Source organism: Sporosarcina sp. P16b, from assembly GCF_002743065.1.
In the GTDB taxonomy this organism is placed as follows: Bacteria; Bacillota; Bacilli; order Bacillales_A; family Planococcaceae; genus Sporosarcina.
Genome location: NZ_PDYO01000009.1, coordinates 50,135 through 69,134, shown reverse-complemented (window position 1 = coordinate 69,134; position 19,000 = coordinate 50,135). Strand labels below are relative to the sequence as shown.

At 40.7% G+C, this 19,000-nt stretch carries 23 protein-coding genes and 1 pseudogene; 6 read left to right on the top strand and 18 right to left on the bottom strand.

Going from position 1 to position 19,000, the window contains the following annotated elements:
* Positions 1-16: 16 nt before the first annotated feature.
* From CSV77_RS11550 to CSV77_RS11540, 3 genes are read right to left on the bottom strand one after another with little or no spacing between them, the layout of a single operon-like run.
* Positions 17-589 carry a YpmS family protein gene (locus CSV77_RS11550; protein WP_099673543.1) on the bottom strand — a complete coding sequence of 191 codons (573 nt, stop codon included), beginning with the start codon at positions 587-589 and terminating at the stop codon, positions 17-19.
* Positions 590-597: 8 nt separating this feature from the next.
* Positions 598-1,401 (bottom strand): GDSL-type esterase/lipase family protein, encoded by an 804-nt coding sequence (locus CSV77_RS11545; protein WP_099629985.1) that lies wholly within the window; start codon positions 1,399-1,401, stop codon positions 598-600.
* Positions 1,402-1,426: 25 nt separating this feature from the next.
* Positions 1,427-2,263 (bottom strand): DegV family protein, encoded by an 837-nt coding sequence (locus CSV77_RS11540; protein ID WP_099673542.1) that lies wholly within the window; start codon positions 2,261-2,263, stop codon positions 1,427-1,429.
* An 80-nt stretch (positions 2,264-2,343) separates the two neighbouring features.
* Here CSV77_RS11540 and trhA point away from each other — a divergent pair, with 80 nt between their 5' ends.
* Positions 2,344-2,979: a PAQR family membrane homeostasis protein TrhA gene (gene trhA, locus CSV77_RS11535; RefSeq protein WP_099673541.1), complete on the top strand. Its 636-nt coding sequence runs from the start codon at positions 2,344-2,346 to the stop codon at positions 2,977-2,979.
* Positions 2,980-2,988: 9 nt separating this feature from the next.
* On the opposite strand, the gene CSV77_RS11530 is transcribed toward trhA, so the two are convergent.
* Entirely contained in the window at positions 2,989-3,471 is a 483-nt protein-coding gene (locus tag CSV77_RS11530) for a dihydrofolate reductase (protein WP_099629982.1), read from the bottom strand.
* A gap of 12 nt (positions 3,472-3,483) precedes the next feature.
* Positions 3,484-4,425 (bottom strand): thymidylate synthase, encoded by a 942-nt coding sequence (locus CSV77_RS11525; RefSeq protein WP_099673540.1) that lies wholly within the window; start codon positions 4,423-4,425, stop codon positions 3,484-3,486.
* Positions 4,426-4,764: 339 nt separating this feature from the next.
* On the opposite strand from CSV77_RS11525, the gene CSV77_RS11520 reads away from it, so the two are divergent.
* Positions 4,765-5,193 carry a ferritin-like domain-containing protein gene (locus CSV77_RS11520; protein ID WP_233212231.1) on the top strand — a complete coding sequence of 143 codons (429 nt, stop codon included), beginning with the start codon at positions 4,765-4,767 and terminating at the stop codon, positions 5,191-5,193.
* Between the two features lie 21 nt (positions 5,194-5,214).
* Positions 5,215-5,508 (top strand): translation initiation factor 2, encoded by a 294-nt coding sequence (locus CSV77_RS11515; RefSeq protein WP_099673539.1) that lies wholly within the window; start codon positions 5,215-5,217, stop codon positions 5,506-5,508.
* 342 nt (positions 5,509-5,850) lie between these two features.
* Here the strand turns inward: CSV77_RS11515 and CSV77_RS11510 are convergent, their stop codons facing one another.
* From CSV77_RS11510 to CSV77_RS11460, 12 genes and pseudogenes are all read right to left on the bottom strand, one after another.
* Positions 5,851-7,521 carry an SNIPE associated domain-containing protein gene (locus tag CSV77_RS11510; RefSeq protein ID WP_233212234.1) on the bottom strand — a complete coding sequence of 557 codons (1,671 nt, stop codon included), beginning with the start codon at positions 7,519-7,521 and terminating at the stop codon, positions 5,851-5,853.
* A 134-nt stretch (positions 7,522-7,655) separates the two neighbouring features.
* Positions 7,656-8,669 carry a phospholipase D family protein gene (locus tag CSV77_RS11505; RefSeq protein ID WP_099636306.1) on the bottom strand — a complete coding sequence of 338 codons (1,014 nt, stop codon included), beginning with the start codon at positions 8,667-8,669 and terminating at the stop codon, positions 7,656-7,658.
* Positions 8,650-9,246, bottom strand: a pseudogene (locus CSV77_RS17390) (terminase large subunit). The gene CSV77_RS11505 and the pseudogene CSV77_RS17390 overlap by 20 nt, the downstream one beginning before the upstream one ends.
* 20 nt (positions 9,247-9,266) lie before the next feature.
* Entirely contained in the window at positions 9,267-9,398 is a 132-nt protein-coding gene (locus CSV77_RS17385; protein ID WP_369802762.1) for a hypothetical protein, read from the bottom strand.
* A gap of 210 nt (positions 9,399-9,608) precedes the next feature.
* On the bottom strand, positions 9,609-9,794 hold the full coding sequence (locus tag CSV77_RS11495; RefSeq protein WP_099636308.1) for a hypothetical protein: 186 nt from the start codon (positions 9,792-9,794) through the stop codon (positions 9,609-9,611).
* 92 nt (positions 9,795-9,886) lie between these two features.
* Positions 9,887-10,396, bottom strand: coding sequence for a hypothetical protein (locus CSV77_RS11490; protein ID WP_099636309.1), 510 nt, complete (start codon positions 10,394-10,396; stop codon positions 9,887-9,889).
* Between the two features lie 150 nt (positions 10,397-10,546).
* Positions 10,547-11,680 carry a hypothetical protein gene (locus CSV77_RS11485; RefSeq protein WP_099673537.1) on the bottom strand — a complete coding sequence of 378 codons (1,134 nt, stop codon included), beginning with the start codon at positions 11,678-11,680 and terminating at the stop codon, positions 10,547-10,549.
* Positions 11,658-11,840 carry a hypothetical protein gene (locus tag CSV77_RS11480; RefSeq protein WP_199175241.1) on the bottom strand — a complete coding sequence of 61 codons (183 nt, stop codon included), beginning with the start codon at positions 11,838-11,840 and terminating at the stop codon, positions 11,658-11,660. Before CSV77_RS11480 ends, CSV77_RS11485 begins: the two co-directional genes overlap by 23 nt.
* Before the next feature lie 101 nt (positions 11,841-11,941).
* Positions 11,942-12,361, bottom strand: coding sequence for a DNA cytosine methyltransferase (locus CSV77_RS16775; RefSeq protein ID WP_099636311.1), 420 nt, complete (start codon positions 12,359-12,361; stop codon positions 11,942-11,944).
* A 208-nt stretch (positions 12,362-12,569) separates the two neighbouring features.
* Complete coding sequence (locus CSV77_RS11470; protein WP_099636312.1) at positions 12,570-13,157, bottom strand: YpjP family protein; 588 nt, start codon at positions 13,155-13,157, stop codon at positions 12,570-12,572.
* An 859-nt stretch (positions 13,158-14,016) separates the two neighbouring features.
* On the bottom strand, positions 14,017-14,796 hold the full coding sequence (locus CSV77_RS11465; RefSeq protein WP_099673535.1) for a class I SAM-dependent methyltransferase: 780 nt from the start codon (positions 14,794-14,796) through the stop codon (positions 14,017-14,019).
* Positions 14,793-15,224: a BrxA/BrxB family bacilliredoxin gene (locus tag CSV77_RS11460; protein ID WP_099673534.1), complete on the bottom strand. Its 432-nt coding sequence runs from the start codon at positions 15,222-15,224 to the stop codon at positions 14,793-14,795. Before CSV77_RS11460 ends, CSV77_RS11465 begins: the two co-directional genes overlap by 4 nt.
* 216 nt (positions 15,225-15,440) lie before the next feature.
* On the opposite strand from CSV77_RS11460, the gene fabG reads away from it, so the two are divergent.
* On the top strand, positions 15,441-16,184 hold the full coding sequence (gene fabG / locus CSV77_RS11455) for a 3-oxoacyl-ACP reductase FabG (RefSeq protein ID WP_099673533.1): 744 nt from the start codon (positions 15,441-15,443) through the stop codon (positions 16,182-16,184).
* Between the two features lie 56 nt (positions 16,185-16,240).
* On the opposite strand, the gene CSV77_RS11450 is transcribed toward fabG, so the two are convergent.
* Entirely contained in the window at positions 16,241-16,807 is a 567-nt protein-coding gene (locus tag CSV77_RS11450) for a biotin transporter BioY (RefSeq protein WP_099673532.1), read from the bottom strand.
* 96 nt (positions 16,808-16,903) lie between these two features.
* Here CSV77_RS11450 and bioD point away from each other — a divergent pair, with 96 nt between their 5' ends.
* Both bioD and bioA read left to right on the top strand, forming a co-directional pair.
* Positions 16,904-17,641 (top strand): dethiobiotin synthase, encoded by a 738-nt coding sequence (bioD, locus tag CSV77_RS11445; protein WP_158232071.1) that lies wholly within the window; start codon positions 16,904-16,906, stop codon positions 17,639-17,641.
* Between the two features lie 7 nt (positions 17,642-17,648).
* Positions 17,649-18,980: an adenosylmethionine--8-amino-7-oxononanoate transaminase gene (gene bioA / locus CSV77_RS11440; protein WP_233212233.1), complete on the top strand. Its 1,332-nt coding sequence runs from the start codon at positions 17,649-17,651 to the stop codon at positions 18,978-18,980.
* Positions 18,981-19,000: the final 20 nt, after the last annotated feature.

The window sequence follows — 19,000 nt, the reverse complement described above, 5'->3', positions numbered from 1 at the left end:
CAAAGTCGTTGCCCCCTTAGTTTTTTGGTATCAATACTTCCAATATAATCTCATCTTGCGCTAAATTCACTTCTTTTGCCTTCACTTGGACGTCACCCGAGAGTGGCAAATCCTTTAAATCAATGAATATTTCTTCTTCTTTCGGTCGCACGACCATCCAGGATGGAAGCTCCACTGAACTCTTCAGTAATTTCAGTACCGTAGAAGGAGGTATATTCAACTGTCCTAATTCCATAGACGATTGTTTAAGAATTAAGTTTCCATCTTTTCGTACGACTGGGTCAAAATGCATCGCGAGCGGTAAGGTATGTGAGAATACCGTGAGTTCGGACGTCAACAATACATCGTCGCGCATTTTTATTTCTACTGGCAACGTACCTTTTACGGCTTTTCGGATGTACGTATTCGCAATTCCTTCAAAATTCACTTTAGTTGTTTTCAGTGCCATCGTATAGCCTTCCTCTTTGACCGCTTGATCTTTCGGAAGAGGCGGTGAAGCGGTGGCACCACTGATGAGGATCATGAGTCCCACAAGCGCCGCCACCACGATTCCCGCCAGGCTGAAAAATGCTACTTTCCAAATATTCATTCTGTACTTCACTCCACTTCCAGGTCAACCGCTGAACAGCCTTTAATTTCACTTACAAAACGCTCTTCCATCAAATCATACCCCTTACTGTTCGGATGGAAGAAGTCTGTGTGATAAACCAGGTTTTCATTCGAATCAAATAAATCTTTTACCGGAACAAAGCAGGCCATACCATCTTGTTCCACTTGTTCTTCAATCGAGCGGTTCCAGTCTGCGATAATGTCTTCAAACTCCTGTACTTCGTCTGTTACGACGGAGAACGGATTGTAGAGGCCTGCGACGATGATCGGGGCATCCGGGTTATAGAGGCGCAAAATTTCGAACAATTCTTCAATTCTCGTTTCGAATTTACCAAGCGCCTTATAGAAATCAGACATTTTCATTTGCATGAGATTCCCTCTGACTACTTTCATGATGTCATTGCCACCGATTGTGAAGACGATATAATCTGCCTGAATGACCGCTTCTTGCACGTCTTCATCTTGCAATTGCTTTAAAAACTGGTCGCTACGCCGTCCGCGTTTCGCTAAATTCACGGCGTCCACTTCCATAATGCCTTTCCATTGTTCCATGTCCGACGTCAACCGGCCGAAATATCCGCCTTCTTTCCGTTCATCTCCGACTCCTTGTGTTAATGAATCACCTAGCCCTAATACATTTACGCGTTTAGGGATGAATGTTTCCGGCACAATGAACGGTTCGAACGCAACGGTTTCACGTTCCGCAAGCGTCGTCTCTTTTTTGCTGAATGGGACCTGGCATCCTGCTAAGAACAAGGAGAAGACGAGACTTAGCACTAGCATTCTTCTCATAATGTCATATCCTTTGTAGTTAATATCACTCCGTGTAATACATGAATCCGATCGCGCCTTCTCCGGTATGGGTACTGACGATTGGTGTCGTAAATGACAGCATCACGTGAATGCCCATCTCTTCAATCTTATTTTTTAGTGGTTCCGCCATCGCAAGGCCGTTTGCATGCGCAATCCCGACACTACGAATTACTTTCCCTGCTGTTTCTTTCTTAAACTCATCAAACAAATAAGAGACTACTTGTTTATGGCTACGTACCTTCGCGACTGGCGTATACACCCCATCCTTCAGTGATGCGATAGGCTTGATATTCATGAGAGAGCCGAACATCGCTTTCCCTTTACCGATACGTCCGCCTTTCACCATATTATCAAGTACATCCACGACGACATATAAAGAGGAACGTTTACGTACACTATCAAGTTCCTCCACAATCTCTGCTACCGTCTTGCCTTCTTCGGCGAGTCGGCATGCCTCGATCACTTGGAATGAGAGTGCGTGTGATATATACATGGAATCGATGACGGTAACATCTGCACTTGACGCATGAGCTGCCGTCTCCGCGGATTTCACTGTCCCACTCATACCACCCGTCATATGGATCGAGATAATTTGTGATCCATCCGCCCCTAATTCGTCATAGAGGTTCTGGAATACGCCGACTGCCGGCTGTGAGCTTTTCGGTAATTCTTTTGCGTCGCGCATTAAGTCGAGAAATTCTTCCGGTTGGATTTCTACCCCGTCAATATAAGACTTCTCATTGATGATCAGCGTTAAAGGTACGACATGGATATTGTGTTGAGCAATCAGTTCATCCGTTAGTGCTGCAGTGGAATCCGTGACGATATGAATTTTTTTCATGATTTCTATCTCCTTCGGGTGTAGCTATTGCGATTTTTTCGTTGTATTTGGTATAGTGTGTTGCGGGAGGTGCGATAACAATGGAAGAGTCATTCGATTACAAGAATATGCAGGAAGAACGTTGGAACGCGATCACACATGCCATCGGGTTCTTACTCTGCATCCCTGCACTAGTCTTGCTGATCTTAAAAGGTGTGAAACAAGGCACCGGAATTGCCATAGTGAGCTTCACGATCTTTGGCGTGTCTATGTTGTTACTATTCCTCGCGAGTACGCTACTACATAGTATGCCAGTCAAATTGAAATCGTTTTTCGCGATTCTCGATCATTCCGCCATCTATGTATTGATTGCCGGAACGTATACGCCGTTTTTGCTTATTACATTACAAGGAACACTCGGCTGGACATTATTCGGCATCATCTGGGGATTGGCCTTGTTCGGCATCTTATTTAAGATCTTTTATATTCACCGCTTCGCTAAACTATCCCTTGCCCTCTATCTCATGATGGGGTGGCTGATCGTGTTAGCGATTAAACCACTATATAACGCGCTGCCGCCACAGGGCATAGGGTTGCTCGTAATCGGTGGATTGTTCTATACAGCAGGTGCGTACTTCTTCATGGCACGCCGTGTACCGTACAATCACGCAATTTGGCACCTATTCGTTATGGCAGGCAGCGCATCGATGTTCTTTAGCGTTCTTCTCTATGTATAGAGAGGAACGTTATTTTTTATCCCAAATTTGGTACGTATAAGCGGTGCCGTCTTCCGCATAATGCGGTTCGGACTTGCTTGTCATTACGTAATCTTCTTCGTATGCCGGGAAGAACGTGTCACCTGGGTAATTTTTCTCGATGACGGTAACATACAATCTGTCAGCACCATCTTCCATCGACATCTTGAAAATCTCGGCACCTCCAATGACCATCACTTCGTCAGCATAGTCTCTTGCAAGCTTCACGGCGCTGTCCATATCGTGAACGACCGTTACCCCGTCCGCTTTGTAATCTGTATTTCGCGTGACGACGATATTCAATCTACCTTTTAACGGACGGCCTATGGATTCGAACGTTTTGCGTCCCATAACCATCGCCTTGCCCATCGTTTTTTCTTTAAAATATTGTAGTTCTTCCGGAATATACCAAGGCATCTCATTGTCCTTACCGATGACTCGGCCTAGATCATGTGCCACTACTAATGAAATCATACAGTTTCCTCCTTATACCGCGATCGGTGCTTTAATTCTCGGATGTGGATCGTAACCTTCAATGGAAATATCCTCTACCGTCAAATCAAAGATCGAACGACCTGCGTAATTCACATGTACTGTCGGTAATTCTCTCGGCTCTCTCGCCAATTGCTCATGTACTTGATCGATATGGTTCTGATACAAGTGTGCATCTCCTAATGTATGGACGAATTCGCCTACTTCTAAACCACATTCATGTGCAATTAAATGAATGAGCAATGCATAGGACGCGATATTGAACGGTACGCCTAGGAAGACGTCCGCACTGCGTTGGTAGAGCTGGCATGATAACTTGCCATCCGCTACGTAAAACTGAAACAGTAAGTGGCATGGGGGTAAAGCCATCTCGTCCACTTCTGCCGGGTTCCACGCTGTGACGATGTGGCGGCGCGAGTCAGGATTATGTTTAATGCTGTCGATCACTTGTGCGAGCTGGTCGATGACACCGTTTGCGCTGTCCCACGCTCGCCATTGCTTGCCATAGACGGGACCTAGATCACCGTGTTGCTTGGCAAATTCTTCATCAGCCAAGATTTTCTCTTTAAATGTAGCGAGTTCTGCTTTGTAGACAACCGCGAATTCTTCATCTTGTAGTACACGACGACCAAAGTCCGTCATATCCGGTCCTGTATATGCCGCACTTTTTACATACCGTTCAAATGCCCATTCATCCCAAATTCCATTACGTTCCTGTATCAACGTTCGAATATTGGTATCTCCTTTAATAAACCACAGTAATTCTGAGACAATCAAACGAAACGCCGTCTTTTTTGTCGTTAACAAAGGAAATCCTTGTGCCAAATCAAAACGCATCTGATAACCGAAGACACTGTATGTCCCCGTACCCGTACGATCTCCCTTTTTCGTTCCTGTATCCAGAATATGTTGACATAGATCTAAATATTGCTTCATGCTTCAAGCTCCCTCATCTGAAATTATTTTCATTATAACATTAAGACAACAAAACATACCATGAAAGGGCTGAGTAAATAACCATTTCCATTGTGTAATTAAGTGGATGGTAAAGTATTCATTTGAGATCCCGATCGGGAAGAAAAACCATTTTCAATTGACTCTCCTTCCAAAAATCACCACGTTTATAAACCGCATCACTTACCTACACTGCCAATACACTACATGGTGAGTGTATGAGGTCGCTGAACTATTTCAGTGGCCTTTTTTCATTCACTCATTTGAAAACAAAACATAAAATACATAAGAATGCTGTTTATTATGAAAGGAGTGAGTTCATTGCTAAGCACTAGTCACGAATACAGTAGTGCTAATATACAAACCGTTAATAATTTATTAAAAGCTATTATTGGAGAGTATCATGCTATATATTGCTATGGAATTTTAGCTAATCAAGCGCCAACTCAAGAGATTAAAGATAAAATACTAGAAATTAGAAATGACGAAATTAGGCATTATCAAATCTTTTGGTCTCTCTATTTCCAATTGACCGGTAAGGAACCCGCACTTAACATCACAGAAGGCTGTGGGAAAGATTATATGAGTGGCATAAAATCAGCTTTTATGGATGAGCAAACGACAGTTGACTTTTATCATACTGCTGCACGTGAAACCCAAATCCCGATCGTTAGGTCTTCATTTACTCAAGCATCGGCAGATGAACAAAACCATGCCGTTTGGTTCTTATATTTTTTAAATCATAGCTAGTGTTTGAAAGGAGGCGTGTTCATGAGCAACTCCAACAACCAACAGTTTGGGCAAAATACAGACTCTCCTGAAGTATTTGCCGCCAAGCTTGCATTGTTCGGGACCGCACTTGCTACATTGGGGGATGCTATTTCGACCATCGCCGCAGGTATTGTACTTCAAGAACTAGAAAAAGCAAACCAGGAAAAAGCAAACCAACAAGATACAGAAGACCAGCGATCTGAAGAAATGGAGAAAATGCAAAAGCAAATTGATCAATTAAGTAAACAAATTAAAAAAATGGAGAAAAGGAATGGTGAATGGGAAGATGCTTGAAGGGGGTCAAAAAAAGACCTCTTTTTTCACGTTTCTTAATCAAGCTAAGTCATTGAGCTCGCAAACCCATTCAACCAGTTATTTTTTGGTTATCCCATCAGCGTGGACCATCACGGTCACATCAACGTATAAAGGAAAAAACACCCGTCATCATGACGAGTGTTCAATAAACTTTAGGTTAGCCATTTCGGTGGTGTGTTCTTAGACCAGAAAATATCACCGACTATGTGGTGCGCGACAAAGCCATAACTTTCACATTAAACGCTGTGTATCAAACTTTGGTTTTTGTTTAAACATTCATGATTTTTTTTTAATAGGTACCTTTTTAAACAGTCGAAATAATCAATAGAATGCTGCCTCTGAGTAAAAACTATTATTAGCAATCTCCAAAGCGTTTTTTATTGCTAATGTTTCATAATATTGTGTAGCCATAGGACGATCTTCAAAAATAAAGTTTTTACCAACCTTTGCGTAAACTTCCTGCTTTATTTGATCCAAGCTAACCTCAAAAAACTCTTTTCGATTATTGACCATATTTACTCTGTAATCTCTAAATACTTTATGCAAGTGGTTTTCTAGTGCGGGTGCGTCATCTGTCAATATCATTGCATGGACATCATAGATGAATGGAACTGACGCTGCACTTAATTCTTTGATTCTTTCTAAAGGTTCCAACCTTTTCGTCATACCTATTTTATAGATTCCTTCTCCTAAAGTACCGACATTGGAAATTATATAAACATGACCAGATCTACCTACTTCAAGTCTTTCGTTTAATTCTTCCCTCTTTATCTCCACCAATTCCATATTGCTCTCAACTTCTTTAATCTGATGTAACAGATCATCATCCAGGCAATCCGACTTTAGATACTCCTTATTCAATATTTTCCACTGTTTCTCTAATTCTTTTTCTCGTTCTCGTAGTTCAGTGAATTTTCCACGAATTTCTTTTTCTACTTTCTTTCTTTCTCTTTCTTCTTCTTTTAAATCACGAAGTAGTTCCTTTTGTTCTTGTTCCATTTTAAAACGCTCATACACTAATTGCATTTCATCTATTTTTAATGATAAATATTCGTCTACAATGCTTAGTGAGTTTTTTTTGTTTAATCTATTAATATCGTTGAAAGATTTTTCAATGCGTTTTTCTACAGTTGATATATTGGAATGTCTCATAGTTGAAATGGCGTTATCACAATCGATGTTGAAAGAACGTATCATAAACCGGATATTCGAATTAGTCATTTTTCGACCTTCTCGTTCACTGCCATTAACTGTCCATGTAATTGTAGAATGAATTGCACTTTTATTTCTGATCATTTCTTTTTGCTTTTCATTATTGTGGTGCAGCTCTTCTTTAAATTGCTCGGTTGTGGTGAAGGGATAAACGTTTTTATAAAAGGATACTTCCTGAAGCATATGTTCTTCACTCAAAAGAATAACGTTTTTCTTTAGTTCAGAAACTTCTTCAAGTAGTTCTCCTTTTTGTCGGATTACTGTATCGGCTTTCTGAATATCTGACTCTATCTTCAACAATTGGGTCTTCTTTTTCTTTATCTCTTTTTCCAGTCTATTAGATAGCTTAATCTCATGTTTTTTAATAGTAGAATGTATTTCATTCGATTGATTTACTACATAGTTATGTATATTTTTCAGTTCTAATTGATAGCCACGCACTTTTAACTGCTGCTGTAAATGCATTAAATGGTATTTTCTTAATTTGAATTGACTTTCATTGAGTATTTTGTTGGTAGTTCTAAGCTCTCCATTCAGAGTACTAATTTCTTTGTTACTATTTTCGATTTGATCTGTTAAGTCTTTAGATAGTTTTTCTTTCGTTAAAATAGAATCATTAAGTTCTGACTCTTTCTTCAATAACTCCTCTATACGTATACTAATGTCGTTATGAGTACCAGAAACGTTAATTGTCTCTGATAAATCTTTTTTAATCTGTTCTTTTGCCGAACTACACTCCAAAAGTTCATTTACAATTTTTTTATACTTCCTAGTTGTCACAAACAATAAAACGCCTCCCAACATTTATAAGAAAAGACCAGGTCCTAGTGCCATTTTGAATAATTCGTCAAGTGTTAACCTGGTACTCACTTGACAGAATCAGGATCTATCAGCACTCCTAAAATGGCTATAATTTATTTACCCATATTCCGCTTCACCGTATACACAATTTCCCGGCCACTCCTCAACTCACCCACCGTATACATCCAACCACCAGCATTATTCTGCGGCGGGCGCGGCTTATGCGGCAAATTACATAAATAGCTAAGACTATAAAACTTATAAATTTCAGCCTTATCAAAATCAAAATCTTTATAACGCTCGATAATATATCGAATAATATGACCTTTTCTATCCTTAGCAATATCTATACTCTCAATATCAGTTCGCCAATCTTTCATATCAATGGAAAACATCTGATCTATACGATATAGACTATCCATCACCCCACCATTAGCTTCACGAAACGTAATATACTTTGCAGGTGCATAATTATAACCTGCCGAAATAGGATGGGCATGTACCTGATTCTCTTTAATTAAATGAATCGTACCGCCGGCAGCGACTGATAATATTAGATCCTCATCACGGACTGTATTCTCCGCTTCCACATTTGCTCCCCATGTATAAGTAAGTATCTTATCCATCTTCACTGAACTCTGGTAGCCAGCCAATATCTCTCGCTCGATTTGCAATTGTTCGGCTGTAATTTGCCAGTCACCCGTGTCTTTAATACTCTTTACTAAGTTATCGACATAAGCAACAAATGGCGCTACTTCTTGCTGATCAAAAGCGAGTACCATTTCATGATTAGCAGTAAGTCCTTTATTCGTAAAGTTTGCGGATCCAGTAAAACATTTTGTGTTGTCAAGTACATACAATTTGGTATGCAGACTCTGTAAAGCCAATACCTCTATTCCGTTTTCAATTAAAAACTCCAATGCATCGAGACTATGTACTTTGTCTACGAATAACTTACGATCGAATCGTGTGACAACGGTACAATGTAAGTCTCTCGCCTTAATAACCTGCACTAACTTCTCCACCACACGTGTACTCATGAACGGACTGACGATGACAATCTTCTCTTCACACTGATTGATCGACTGAAATAACTCAAACTCAATATTAGTAGTTATTAATTTCATCAACTCTACTCCTGACTAGTAATTTGTCTTTATGAAAAGTTTCTAGTTCTATTATACTTATAGTCAGACTCTTTTGTGTATTATTCGACAAATTTTCCAATCGCATCCTGTTTATATCATAAAATTGACATATTGAAAATATTCGGATATACAAAATAACACGATTACAGAAGCTTTCGCGAAATCCTGAATTGTTCCATAATTGTGTATGGACCTGGTGTCCGCCTACAAGCTCGAACTCATCAGGAATGATATTGTCCTGATTATCCATTGCATACACCAAGTTCTCCATTTCGTGAACAGCATTTTCACATCGGTTAGAACAGATGATTTTCTTGAAACGTTTCATCTTTTTGGTATTCGCTAAGCGAGAGCTCCGAACTTGTGAATTCCCTTGATATTCAAGCCTTGCTTCTTTAAATAGTAGATGGTTTTAGGTTCTGTTGAATCCGCCACAATTCTTTCTGCTGATAATGCCTCACTTGTAATACTCCCAGTAGATATACAGATAATGCTTTTCTGCATCCACTACTATTCGAATATCAGCGTTGTAAGAATCCGCGAACCCAAAGTCCATACCTACTCGATGCAGTGGCTTTACGACTGCCTGTATCGCTTGCATAACTTAGAATTGCGGTAATAAACGATTTCCATTAACGCCAAAAAGACCTTCAGCGCTATGCGATGAAGGTCTGGATCATATTCTTTCATTTCTTCTAGTTGCTCAATATAGCTATCAGGTAGAAATAGATTATCGTCGGCCGTTGGTCGATCTATTGGTTCCCATTAATTCCGCCAGTTCCTACACACTCAACCGTCCATTCCGCTCCTCACTTTTCCCAGTATCCTTTTACTCTATCTCTTGTTTAACAGGCTGTACGAGGCCTTTTTCTATGAATTGTTCTTTTAAGGTTTTAATTATTCGTTATCCTCCAATTCTTAAAGGAAAGCCAGTATCCCGGCTGCGAGCATGACCACCGCATAAATACTGATCGTCATATACCGCTCTCCAAAATCCGTATTTGGTCTGATCACTAAATTTAATTTGATAATACTGCAAAGATGAAAAAAGCCAGCTGGATAGAAAACTACAGAAAAAACTAAAAAAATTAATAGTTTCCGCATGTTCTTCACTCCTTTTTTGAAATAAAAAGAGGACAACAAATGACATAGCGCAATGCTGTAATCAAATGTTGTCCTCTCGTTGGCTAGGAGGACTATACTTTATTTAAGTAAGTTCGCGATAAAATAAGATCATTTTTTAGTTTGTTTGCATTTAGTTCGATAGAATTTGAATTTAAACAAAATTTATTTCCCAATGAATCTTTACCTCTTAGCTGAATTCGTCCGCAAATGTATTCTGTGCTAGTATTTACTAACTTTACTACTAAACCCCGATGCTCTTCTTTAACAGTCTTCTCACCATGTTTGGTTTCTGACTTTTCTACAGTTCCATTAAATGAGAATTCAACCTTGACTTCATCCATACTAAAGCTTATATCTTCAACCTGGTGAGCTACATTATTTGTATTTTCAAAAACAAACATAACTCCTTTCTGAGCATAGGTAATATAGGAAATTCTATATACAGGTACTGCCGAATGCTCCCATTGTTTTTTCTGAAGTTCAATCGCTTTATTGCTTACTCGGATATTCCAGAAAGCAAATATGGCTCCAATTGCCGCCGTAACAGCTAAAAGTAGTTGTATCCAATCGCTTGCGTTCAAAACTCTTCCCCTTCCTCCCTCCGCATCCTATGAACATTCACATGATGCGTAACAATCTTCTAATCAGCACCCTTCATTCTGAACAACAAATGACTCAGCGCAATGCTGTAACAAACGTTTTGCTCCAGTTGGCTGGTAGAATTATACGTATTAAATGGTTAATGTGCTATTTTTATGGGTTTCATTAAAAATAGGCCATTCAAACATTCCTTTCCAAAACAGTATTCCATACTTTTCTACTTGTATGTCTATTATTTCTACCATATCTACTATATTTTGAAGAGACTTGCTAACTATATCTATATCAATATCTAACAAATATTGCATCCTTGAAAAACCCTTTTCACTAAATGCCGACATATGCACCAATGCATCTCTGTATTCAAGCGTTTCCAAGTATTTTTGATAATTGACATTTATTTTTAATTCTAAATCGGGAAATTCATTGTAAAGCAGCGTCTCCACTATTTGCTTATCATTTATTTTTCTAACATCTGATCTTTTGATTAATCTATTATCGCTAAATTCATTAGTCTGCTTTAGGTTATAATATAAATAGTACAAATATGTTTCAAAAAAATGAACACCCAAAATTAATGAAGTCCTTAACGAAGAATTAAACGAATAATGTTTTTCACGAATCTCACTTTGGCGATTAAAATCAATATCATTTATAACAGCATATTTTTCTATCGTGTCATTCCATATATTGATCATGTCTTGATATGCAAAGTACTCCGGAAACGTATGAATAGGTAAATTGTATTTAAAAGGTACTAACTCAATCCAATGACCAGGCAGAACACAAACCTCACTTGCATTTTCTTTATAAAGCAAATTCACGTCCCAAAATTCTTTTATTTCACTATATAGAAACAGTGTTCTAACGTCTTGATTAATATAACTAAGCATAAAATTCACACATGAATTTAATATTCCATCATTAACTCGACTTTTGTGTAATTCATCTTCAAGAGATTCCACTAGATTAAATCGAAGATTTTCACACAAGAATTCAAAAGTTTTTGATTTAATCTCTTTTACAAAATCCTCATCTACATCACTTAAATTACTGGTATTAGAAGCCATATGCATGCACGACAATTTGTATTGAGACCACTTGAATTCTTCTTCATTACTTGTGAAAGCCGCTGCAAAATATTGGACTAACAATAGTCTGTATATTCTCTTTAGATCTCCGGAATAATTTCTCACACTGAATTTTGTAAATAAAATCGTTTCAGTCTGGCGTTGGTATATGTCAAATAACTCTTCTTTCTTCAAAACTCTTCTCCCTTTCCGTCCGCATCCGTCTGACATTTCCTTGATGCGTCACAATCTTATACTCCCTGCGCTCCGGCAACTCTCGCAACTTAGTCACACCCACCAAAATAACCGCAACACAGTTCATTGGTAATGCCATTATATCAATACTCAACCACATTGCCCATTAATCGACAAATTTTCCATATTCACCAGTACCCCTCCATGTTATACAATAATGTCAGCAAAGATGGGGAGAAATCCTAGTCTTTTTTTATTTGTTTAACATATCAATTGCATTTGACCACTTTCGTTTTCCATTACATCTTCAACTGCATACTTCTCGCTCAGTATTAATTCAAATATTGATTCCATAACTTGTACAACAATGTTGCTGCCTGCTTGGTGATAAAGCGTCCTGTTCATAGCTCCATTTGTTGGATGCTCTTGTAGCGTTGCTTGAAAGTCTCTGTCTTCAAAACCCATCAATCTCCAACACTCAAGCATGGTCAGATACCCATAGTTTCCATCCTTCATTTTAATCCCGCCATTATTAGGGCTGCGATCTTTCCTATTGGTAATTGTATAGGCGTAGTCTTCCATAAGGTCCAGTAATCGTGTATAAGATCCAGACGGAACACTGCCTGCTAGTTTCGATAACGTGATAGGTTGCGAAATAGTATACTGCTCACAAACATCCAATTCTAAAAAACTCACCGATTTGTCTAATTGACTGTTTTTTATAATGGAAAAAAGACTAATTTAAGTTGAAAATTGTAGAGCATGCTTTTTATTTGTTTTTTCACGGTTTATTGCCTTACTTAATATTTTTTACATTCAGGAGCCATTGTTTTATGAATGTTTAAAAAACAAAAAAACACCCGTCATCAAGACGAGTGTTCAATAAACTTTAGGTTAGCCATTTCGGTGGTGTGTTCTTAGACCAGAAAATATCACCGACTATGTGGTGCGCGACAAAGCCATCATCCGCTGTATGGTAATGAAAATTATAGAAGTAGCCGTCACCCGGTCGCTTTTCTGTCCGCACGTGGAATTTAATAAGATCTTGATTCGCCGTCTTGTCGTAAACATGGAAGATCTTTTCCGCATAATCCCCTGAAGGCTGCTCGGTTATGGCAAGACGACGATCGGCTGCATTATGTACAGTCGTTTGGATGACTGCTTCAATCCGTGGGAAAATCTCGTTATCGAATTCATTCTGGATAACGGGGCCGATACGCTGTCCAAACTTTTCATACGTTAATAGACGTGCGTGTGCGACCAATTGCTGTTCTTCAGTGTAACTATCGAGTGTCAGTAAGTCATTTCTTGTGTTATGCAGTTCAAGGGAATACTCCATACCTTCTGCGCGGGTACCCGATTCATTCGGTTCATGCTTGTCTTGAAAATTTGTCCAAATTTCATGATTGGGTGTAATGACGCCCAGTGTCAACACGGCGACAGATGCGATCATCAGCCGCTGTAACCATTGCTTCATTTTCATCACTCCTTCAACATTCCGTCAAACATCTACATAACTCATACGAAAAGCGTCACAAAAGGTTTCATCTTTCACTATTTCATTGTACAATAAAGTCAAACTTCAATCATCATTTTCACAAAATGTTCTTTGATTGCAAGTTAAGCGGATGTCAATCAACGCGCTACATATAAAGGAGGTCGCAACAATGGATGTTAACTTACTATTAGGTATTGGTATGCTTGTATTGACTTTGTACTTGAGCTCCCTAAATTTCACGCACTAATCCAAAAGCGAAGAACGCCATCTAGCCTCGACAGGCACTGGAAGACGTATCGAAAAGGTGCGCACTTTTATCTTTACGATGCGGCTGAAGTGACCCGATAGGCTGGCGTTCGTAGCTGGATGAATCCAAAAGCGAAGAACGCTGTCTAGTCTCGACAGGCACTGAAAGACGTATCGAAAAGGTGTGCACTTTTACCTTTACGATGCGGCTGAAGTGACCCGATAGGCTGGCGTTCGTAGCTGGATGAATCCAAAAGCGAAGAACGCCGTCTAGCCTCGACAGGCACTGGAAGACGTAGCGAAAAGGTGCGCACTTTCACCTTTACGATGCGGCTGGCGTTATGTAAAAACATAAAAGACTGTATGGCTTTGAATAAAGCCATACAGTCTTTTTTCTATGGAAGTTGCCAAGTCTGAAAATGAAGTGACCGCGCTAAAAAGAGGTAGAATCGCGCTATTCAGTCGTGGGACCGCGCTAAAAGTCGGAAATACCGCGCCAAAGTAACAGATAACCGCGCTATGCCGACCTAACACCGCGCCATAATAACAGACAACCGCGCTATTTCAACAGAACACCGCGCCAAAGCCCAATTCATTTCTCAAGCACGCCATAATGGACTTTCGTATACGGGCGAATTTGCTGAATAAAGCCAAAGCGTTCAAACAGCGGAGACTGATAATGGTCTTTCAAAACGACTCGGCGTCTGCATACGCGCAAAGCTTCTTCTACCCATTGTTCCGAGACAGCATCAGTTACACCGATTGCACGTAGCACTTCAAAGTTTGAAGACTCTTCGATCGGTGTCGTGAACATCGGGTCAAGGAATACCACGTCGCGTGAGTTCGTATCGCAGGTTTTCAGGAAATCTATAGCTTCTGAGTGAATTACTTGAATCCGACTCATCGCATCCTGTAGTAATGGAAAGACGATGGGAAAGTTGTGTAGACCAACCTTTGTGAGAAACGCGACGATTGGGTCCCCTTCGATTCCTTCAACTATTCCTTTTTCTCCCACAGTGCTGGATGCGATGATCGCGTCGGACCCGAGTCCCAGTGTGCAGTCGAGGAATGAGTCTCCTGGCTGTAGATCAGCTGCCGCCACAAGTGGATCTATTTCGCCTTTTAGTATGCGTTTCAAGCGATAAGTCGCAGAGTTCGGATGAAAGAAAAACGGTTCGTCGCTCCCTTTTGGGTAAAACGAATAGTGGTCCTTCCCCGCCACTAGAACATCTGCTTGATAGATGTTCTGCAGTGTAGGAATGGACCGCTTTTTTCGTTCGACGACAGGCGCCTGTAACGCGTCCGCTGCTTGCTGCACCAGTGTAGCGGAATGTTCATCAGGTCGTCCTGCTGTCGTAATAATCACGTTCACTGAGCGACTACTTGAGTTAAGACGTCGACTAGATGATCTTTAATTTGATCTTTTTGGAAATTCTCGATTTGTTCACGTGGAATAAAGTATACAACTTTACCTTGATTCCAGATCGCAATGGACGGCGAGCTTGGTGGAATTTCCGGGAAGTACGAACGGAAAGTTTCTGTCGCTTCCTTATCTTGTCCAGCAAATACTGTAAACAAGTGATCCGGTTTTACTTCTTCTATTGCCTCGCGTACTGCGGGGCGTGCCAAACCTGCTGCACAGCCACACACAGAGTTGATTACAATAACGGCTGAGCCTTCCAAGTCTTTTAGCGTATTATCGACTTCTTCAGCCGTTGTGAGTTCCGTAAATCCAACAGTTGTTAGTTCTTCGCGCATCGGTGTAACAATCCCGCGCATGTACTCATCATAAGCGTTCATTTGTATATCTCCGCCTTTCGTTTAGTTGCATATTTTATGCCGTACTGTTTTTAATAGTAAAGGATAGAGTGAATTATTTCACGTGATTGAATTGGTGGATGACGGAATCGTCTATTTACCACTCCATCACAAAGCTACTACTTCCCTATATGAATCATCATTCATTTATGATAAAATTATCTAACTATTCTATAAAATTGATGAGGAGTGTGAGTGATGGGAAAATTAGTGGATAAAATTGCTGTCGTAACGGGCGCAGCACAAGGAATCGGAGAGAAGATAGCGGAGCGTTTACTTCGCGATGGTGCTTCGGTGATAATTTTAGACGTAAACTTTGAACAGTTGAAAACAACAGCTTCTGCATTAGATGCTTCAGGTGAAAAGGTTTTCGCAATGAAGTGCAACGTGGCCGATCCGGAAGATGTGACGAAAACGTTCTCTACTATTTACGGGAAGTTCGGCAAGATTGATATATTGATTAACAACGCAGGTATAACGAGAGATTCGTTCTTCCACAAAATGACGCCCGAGCAGTGGCATTCGGTCATGGACGTCAATCTCAACAGTATGTTTTATACGTGCCAAGCAGTCATTCCACAAATGCGAAAGCAACAATACGGCAAAATTGTCAATGTCTCTTCTTCTTCTAGTTGGGGCAATATGGGTCAGGCAAATTACAGCGCGTCGAAAGCCGGTGTGCTTGGATTGACGAGAACATTAGCTAAAGAAAACGGTAGGAAGCAGATTACGGTCAATGCGGTTGCGCCAGGTCAGATTAATACGGATATGACGAAGGATTTGCCGCAAGACGTGAAGAAAATGGCGACGATGTTAACGCCTGCTGGTCGTATGGGTGACCCCGCGGAAGTAGCTTCGGTTGTAGCGTTCTTGTCTTCAGATGACTCGAGTTTTGTGAATGGTGAGTGCATTAGTGTGAGCGGTGGATTTTTGATGGTGTAATGTACAAATATACCTGCGTGAGAACTGTTCAATCGTTCCTACACAGGTATATTTTTTTATGCTAAACGCTTGCCTAGGGGCTGGTATTTGATAGCTTTCTGAAGTCTTGGAATCAATATGATAGACAGAATTGTCACCCCGATATCCAGTGGTAAATAAGCAACCATCCAAGACCATGCTAGTACATAACTGAAGCCTGCAGGCGCTTCTACCCAGTATACATAGGCAAAATACATATAATTTGTGCCGATTATGTAATTACCCGCTATCGCAAGAAAACCTGCCCCCGCGTAACTGATCCACGACGGTTTACGCTCGAAGAATTTGCCTACGATATACGCTACAAAGATGAAAGAAATAATGTAACCGAACGTCGGGCTGAGGAAACTGCCGAGGCCTCCCTTAAATTGGGCAAATATCGGCGCGCCTGCCAACCCAATAAATAAATAAGCAAACATAGACCAGGCGCCCATTCGGCTGCCTAGTAATCCCCCTGCCAAAATAGCAAATAGTAATTGAAGTGTGACTGGCACCCCTCCGATCGTCAACAGTGGTGCAATGTTCGCTCCTACCCCCATCAATGCTGCAAATAATGCGCAAAACACAATTTCCTTTGGTTTCATTTTCTGATCCTCCTACTTTCTATTGTCGTCTCTACAAATATATGTTAACATAATTCAGAACTTAGTTAACGCATATTTTTTAAAGGAGCGTACAATGTGTCGATATTATTCATTACCGGAACAGATACCGATGTAGGAAAAACCGTAGCCACTGTGTTACTCAGTGATTTTTTATCTAAAAACGGTCGGCATTTCATACCATTTAAACCAGTCCAAACGGGAGCAGTTATACACAATGAACGCATTGCGGCGCCAGATAGTATGACGTATGGGCTAGCGTCTGGTAGAGAGCAACTACATCCCGACTATTTATTTACTACGCCTTGCTCGCCTCATTTAGCAGCTAGGTTGGAAAATGTACAAATTGATACAGACAAATTGACTCAATCCGTGAAGAAACTTTGCAGTAGTAATGACGGAATTGTAATAGAAGGAGCTGGAGGGCTATATGTTCCGCTCACTTCTGAAGGCTGTTGCATGATCGACTGGATGGAGGAACTGCAGGCCCCTGTTGTAGTAGTGGCACGAGCAGGAGTGGGGACGATAAACCATACACTCCTTTCAATCGAAGCAATGAAAGCAAGAGGCATTCGCATCGCAGGGCTTTTATTCAATGATTTGGCGCAAGACTCCCCCAACATCATCCAAGATAATGTGGAAATGATCTATAGGATGAGTGGTGTTCCAGTAATTGGGGTCATTCCTTATCAGAAAGACATTCAAGAAACGTTAAGTGATTCGGAAAAGAAAAAGACATGCTACGAAGAATGGGATTATTCAATTTTAGAGGAGGCGTTACCAAGTGGAAGCAAATCAGTTGCTCGAGAAAAGTAAGCAATATATGTGGCTACCGTTTACGCAGATGTCGGATTACGAAAAAGATCCGTTGATCATCGCAAGTGGCGAAGGTGTGACCGTTACGGATATACATGGCAAAACGTATTTGGACGGCTATTCTTCTTTGTGGCTAAATGTACACGGTCACCGAAAAAAAGAGCTAGACAACGCGATTCAAACACAACTGCAGTCCATTGCGCATTCGACGTTACTCGGTGCTGCAAATATACCTTCGATTCTGCTGGCGGAGAAATTAGTGGAATTAGTACCTGAAAAATTGACGCGTGTATTTTACTCCGACAGCGGCGCGACGGCTGTTGAAATAGCGGTGAAGATGGCGTATCAATATTGGCAGAATAAAGGCCTCGAGAAAAAAACGCGTTTTGTAACTGTCAGCAATGGATATCATGGCGATACGGTCGGTACGATGAGTGTCGGGTCTATTGAACTGTATCACAAAGTCTATACTTCCCTATTATTTGATGCGCTCGTCATCCCGTTCCCGTCAGTTTACCGCCACCCTTCAGGTGATGCGAATACCGTGCGAGATGAAAGCCTACGTCAACTGCGTTTGCTATTTGAAGAACGTCATGAAGAAATCGCAGGAATGGTGCTTGAGCCGATGATTCAAGGAGCCGGCGGAATGAATACGATGCCAGCAGGTTATTTAAAGGGCGTGGAAAAATTATGCAAAGAATTTAACGTATTACTAATTGTCGACGAAGTAGCCACCGGTTTCGGACGTACTGGGAAAATGTTCGCTGTCGAGCATGAAGACATAGAGCCTGATCTAATGACTGTAGCAAAAGGACTTACAGGAGGCTATTTGCCAGTCGCTGCTACATTCGCGACCGAAGAAATTTACAATGCGTTTTACGGAGAATATGAAGAAATGAAAACATTCTTCCACGGACACTCCTACACGGGGAACCAGCTGGGATGTGCAGTGGCATTAGCGAACTTGGAGATTTTCGAAAAAGAGCAACTAGTGAAGCAAGCAGAGGAAAAAGCTGCCTTACTTAAAGAATTGCTAGTGAATATTCAGCAACTTCCGCATGTGGGAGATGTTAGACAATGTGGCTTGATGTGCGGAATTGAAATCGTCAAAGACAAGCACACTAAAGAATCTTTCCCACTAGAAAGCCGTGTCGCTTACCGCGCTACGCTTAAAATGAGAGAGCTCGGTTTACTGACTAGGCCGCTCGGCGACGTCATTGTCCTGATGCCACCTCTCGCTACTTCAACTACACAGTTAACGGAAATGGTGAAACTGATGAAAGCAGGAATACAGGCGGCGACGGAAGAATTAGTAGGTATGAGTAGTATCCAGCAATAACTACAAGCTTTATAAAACAA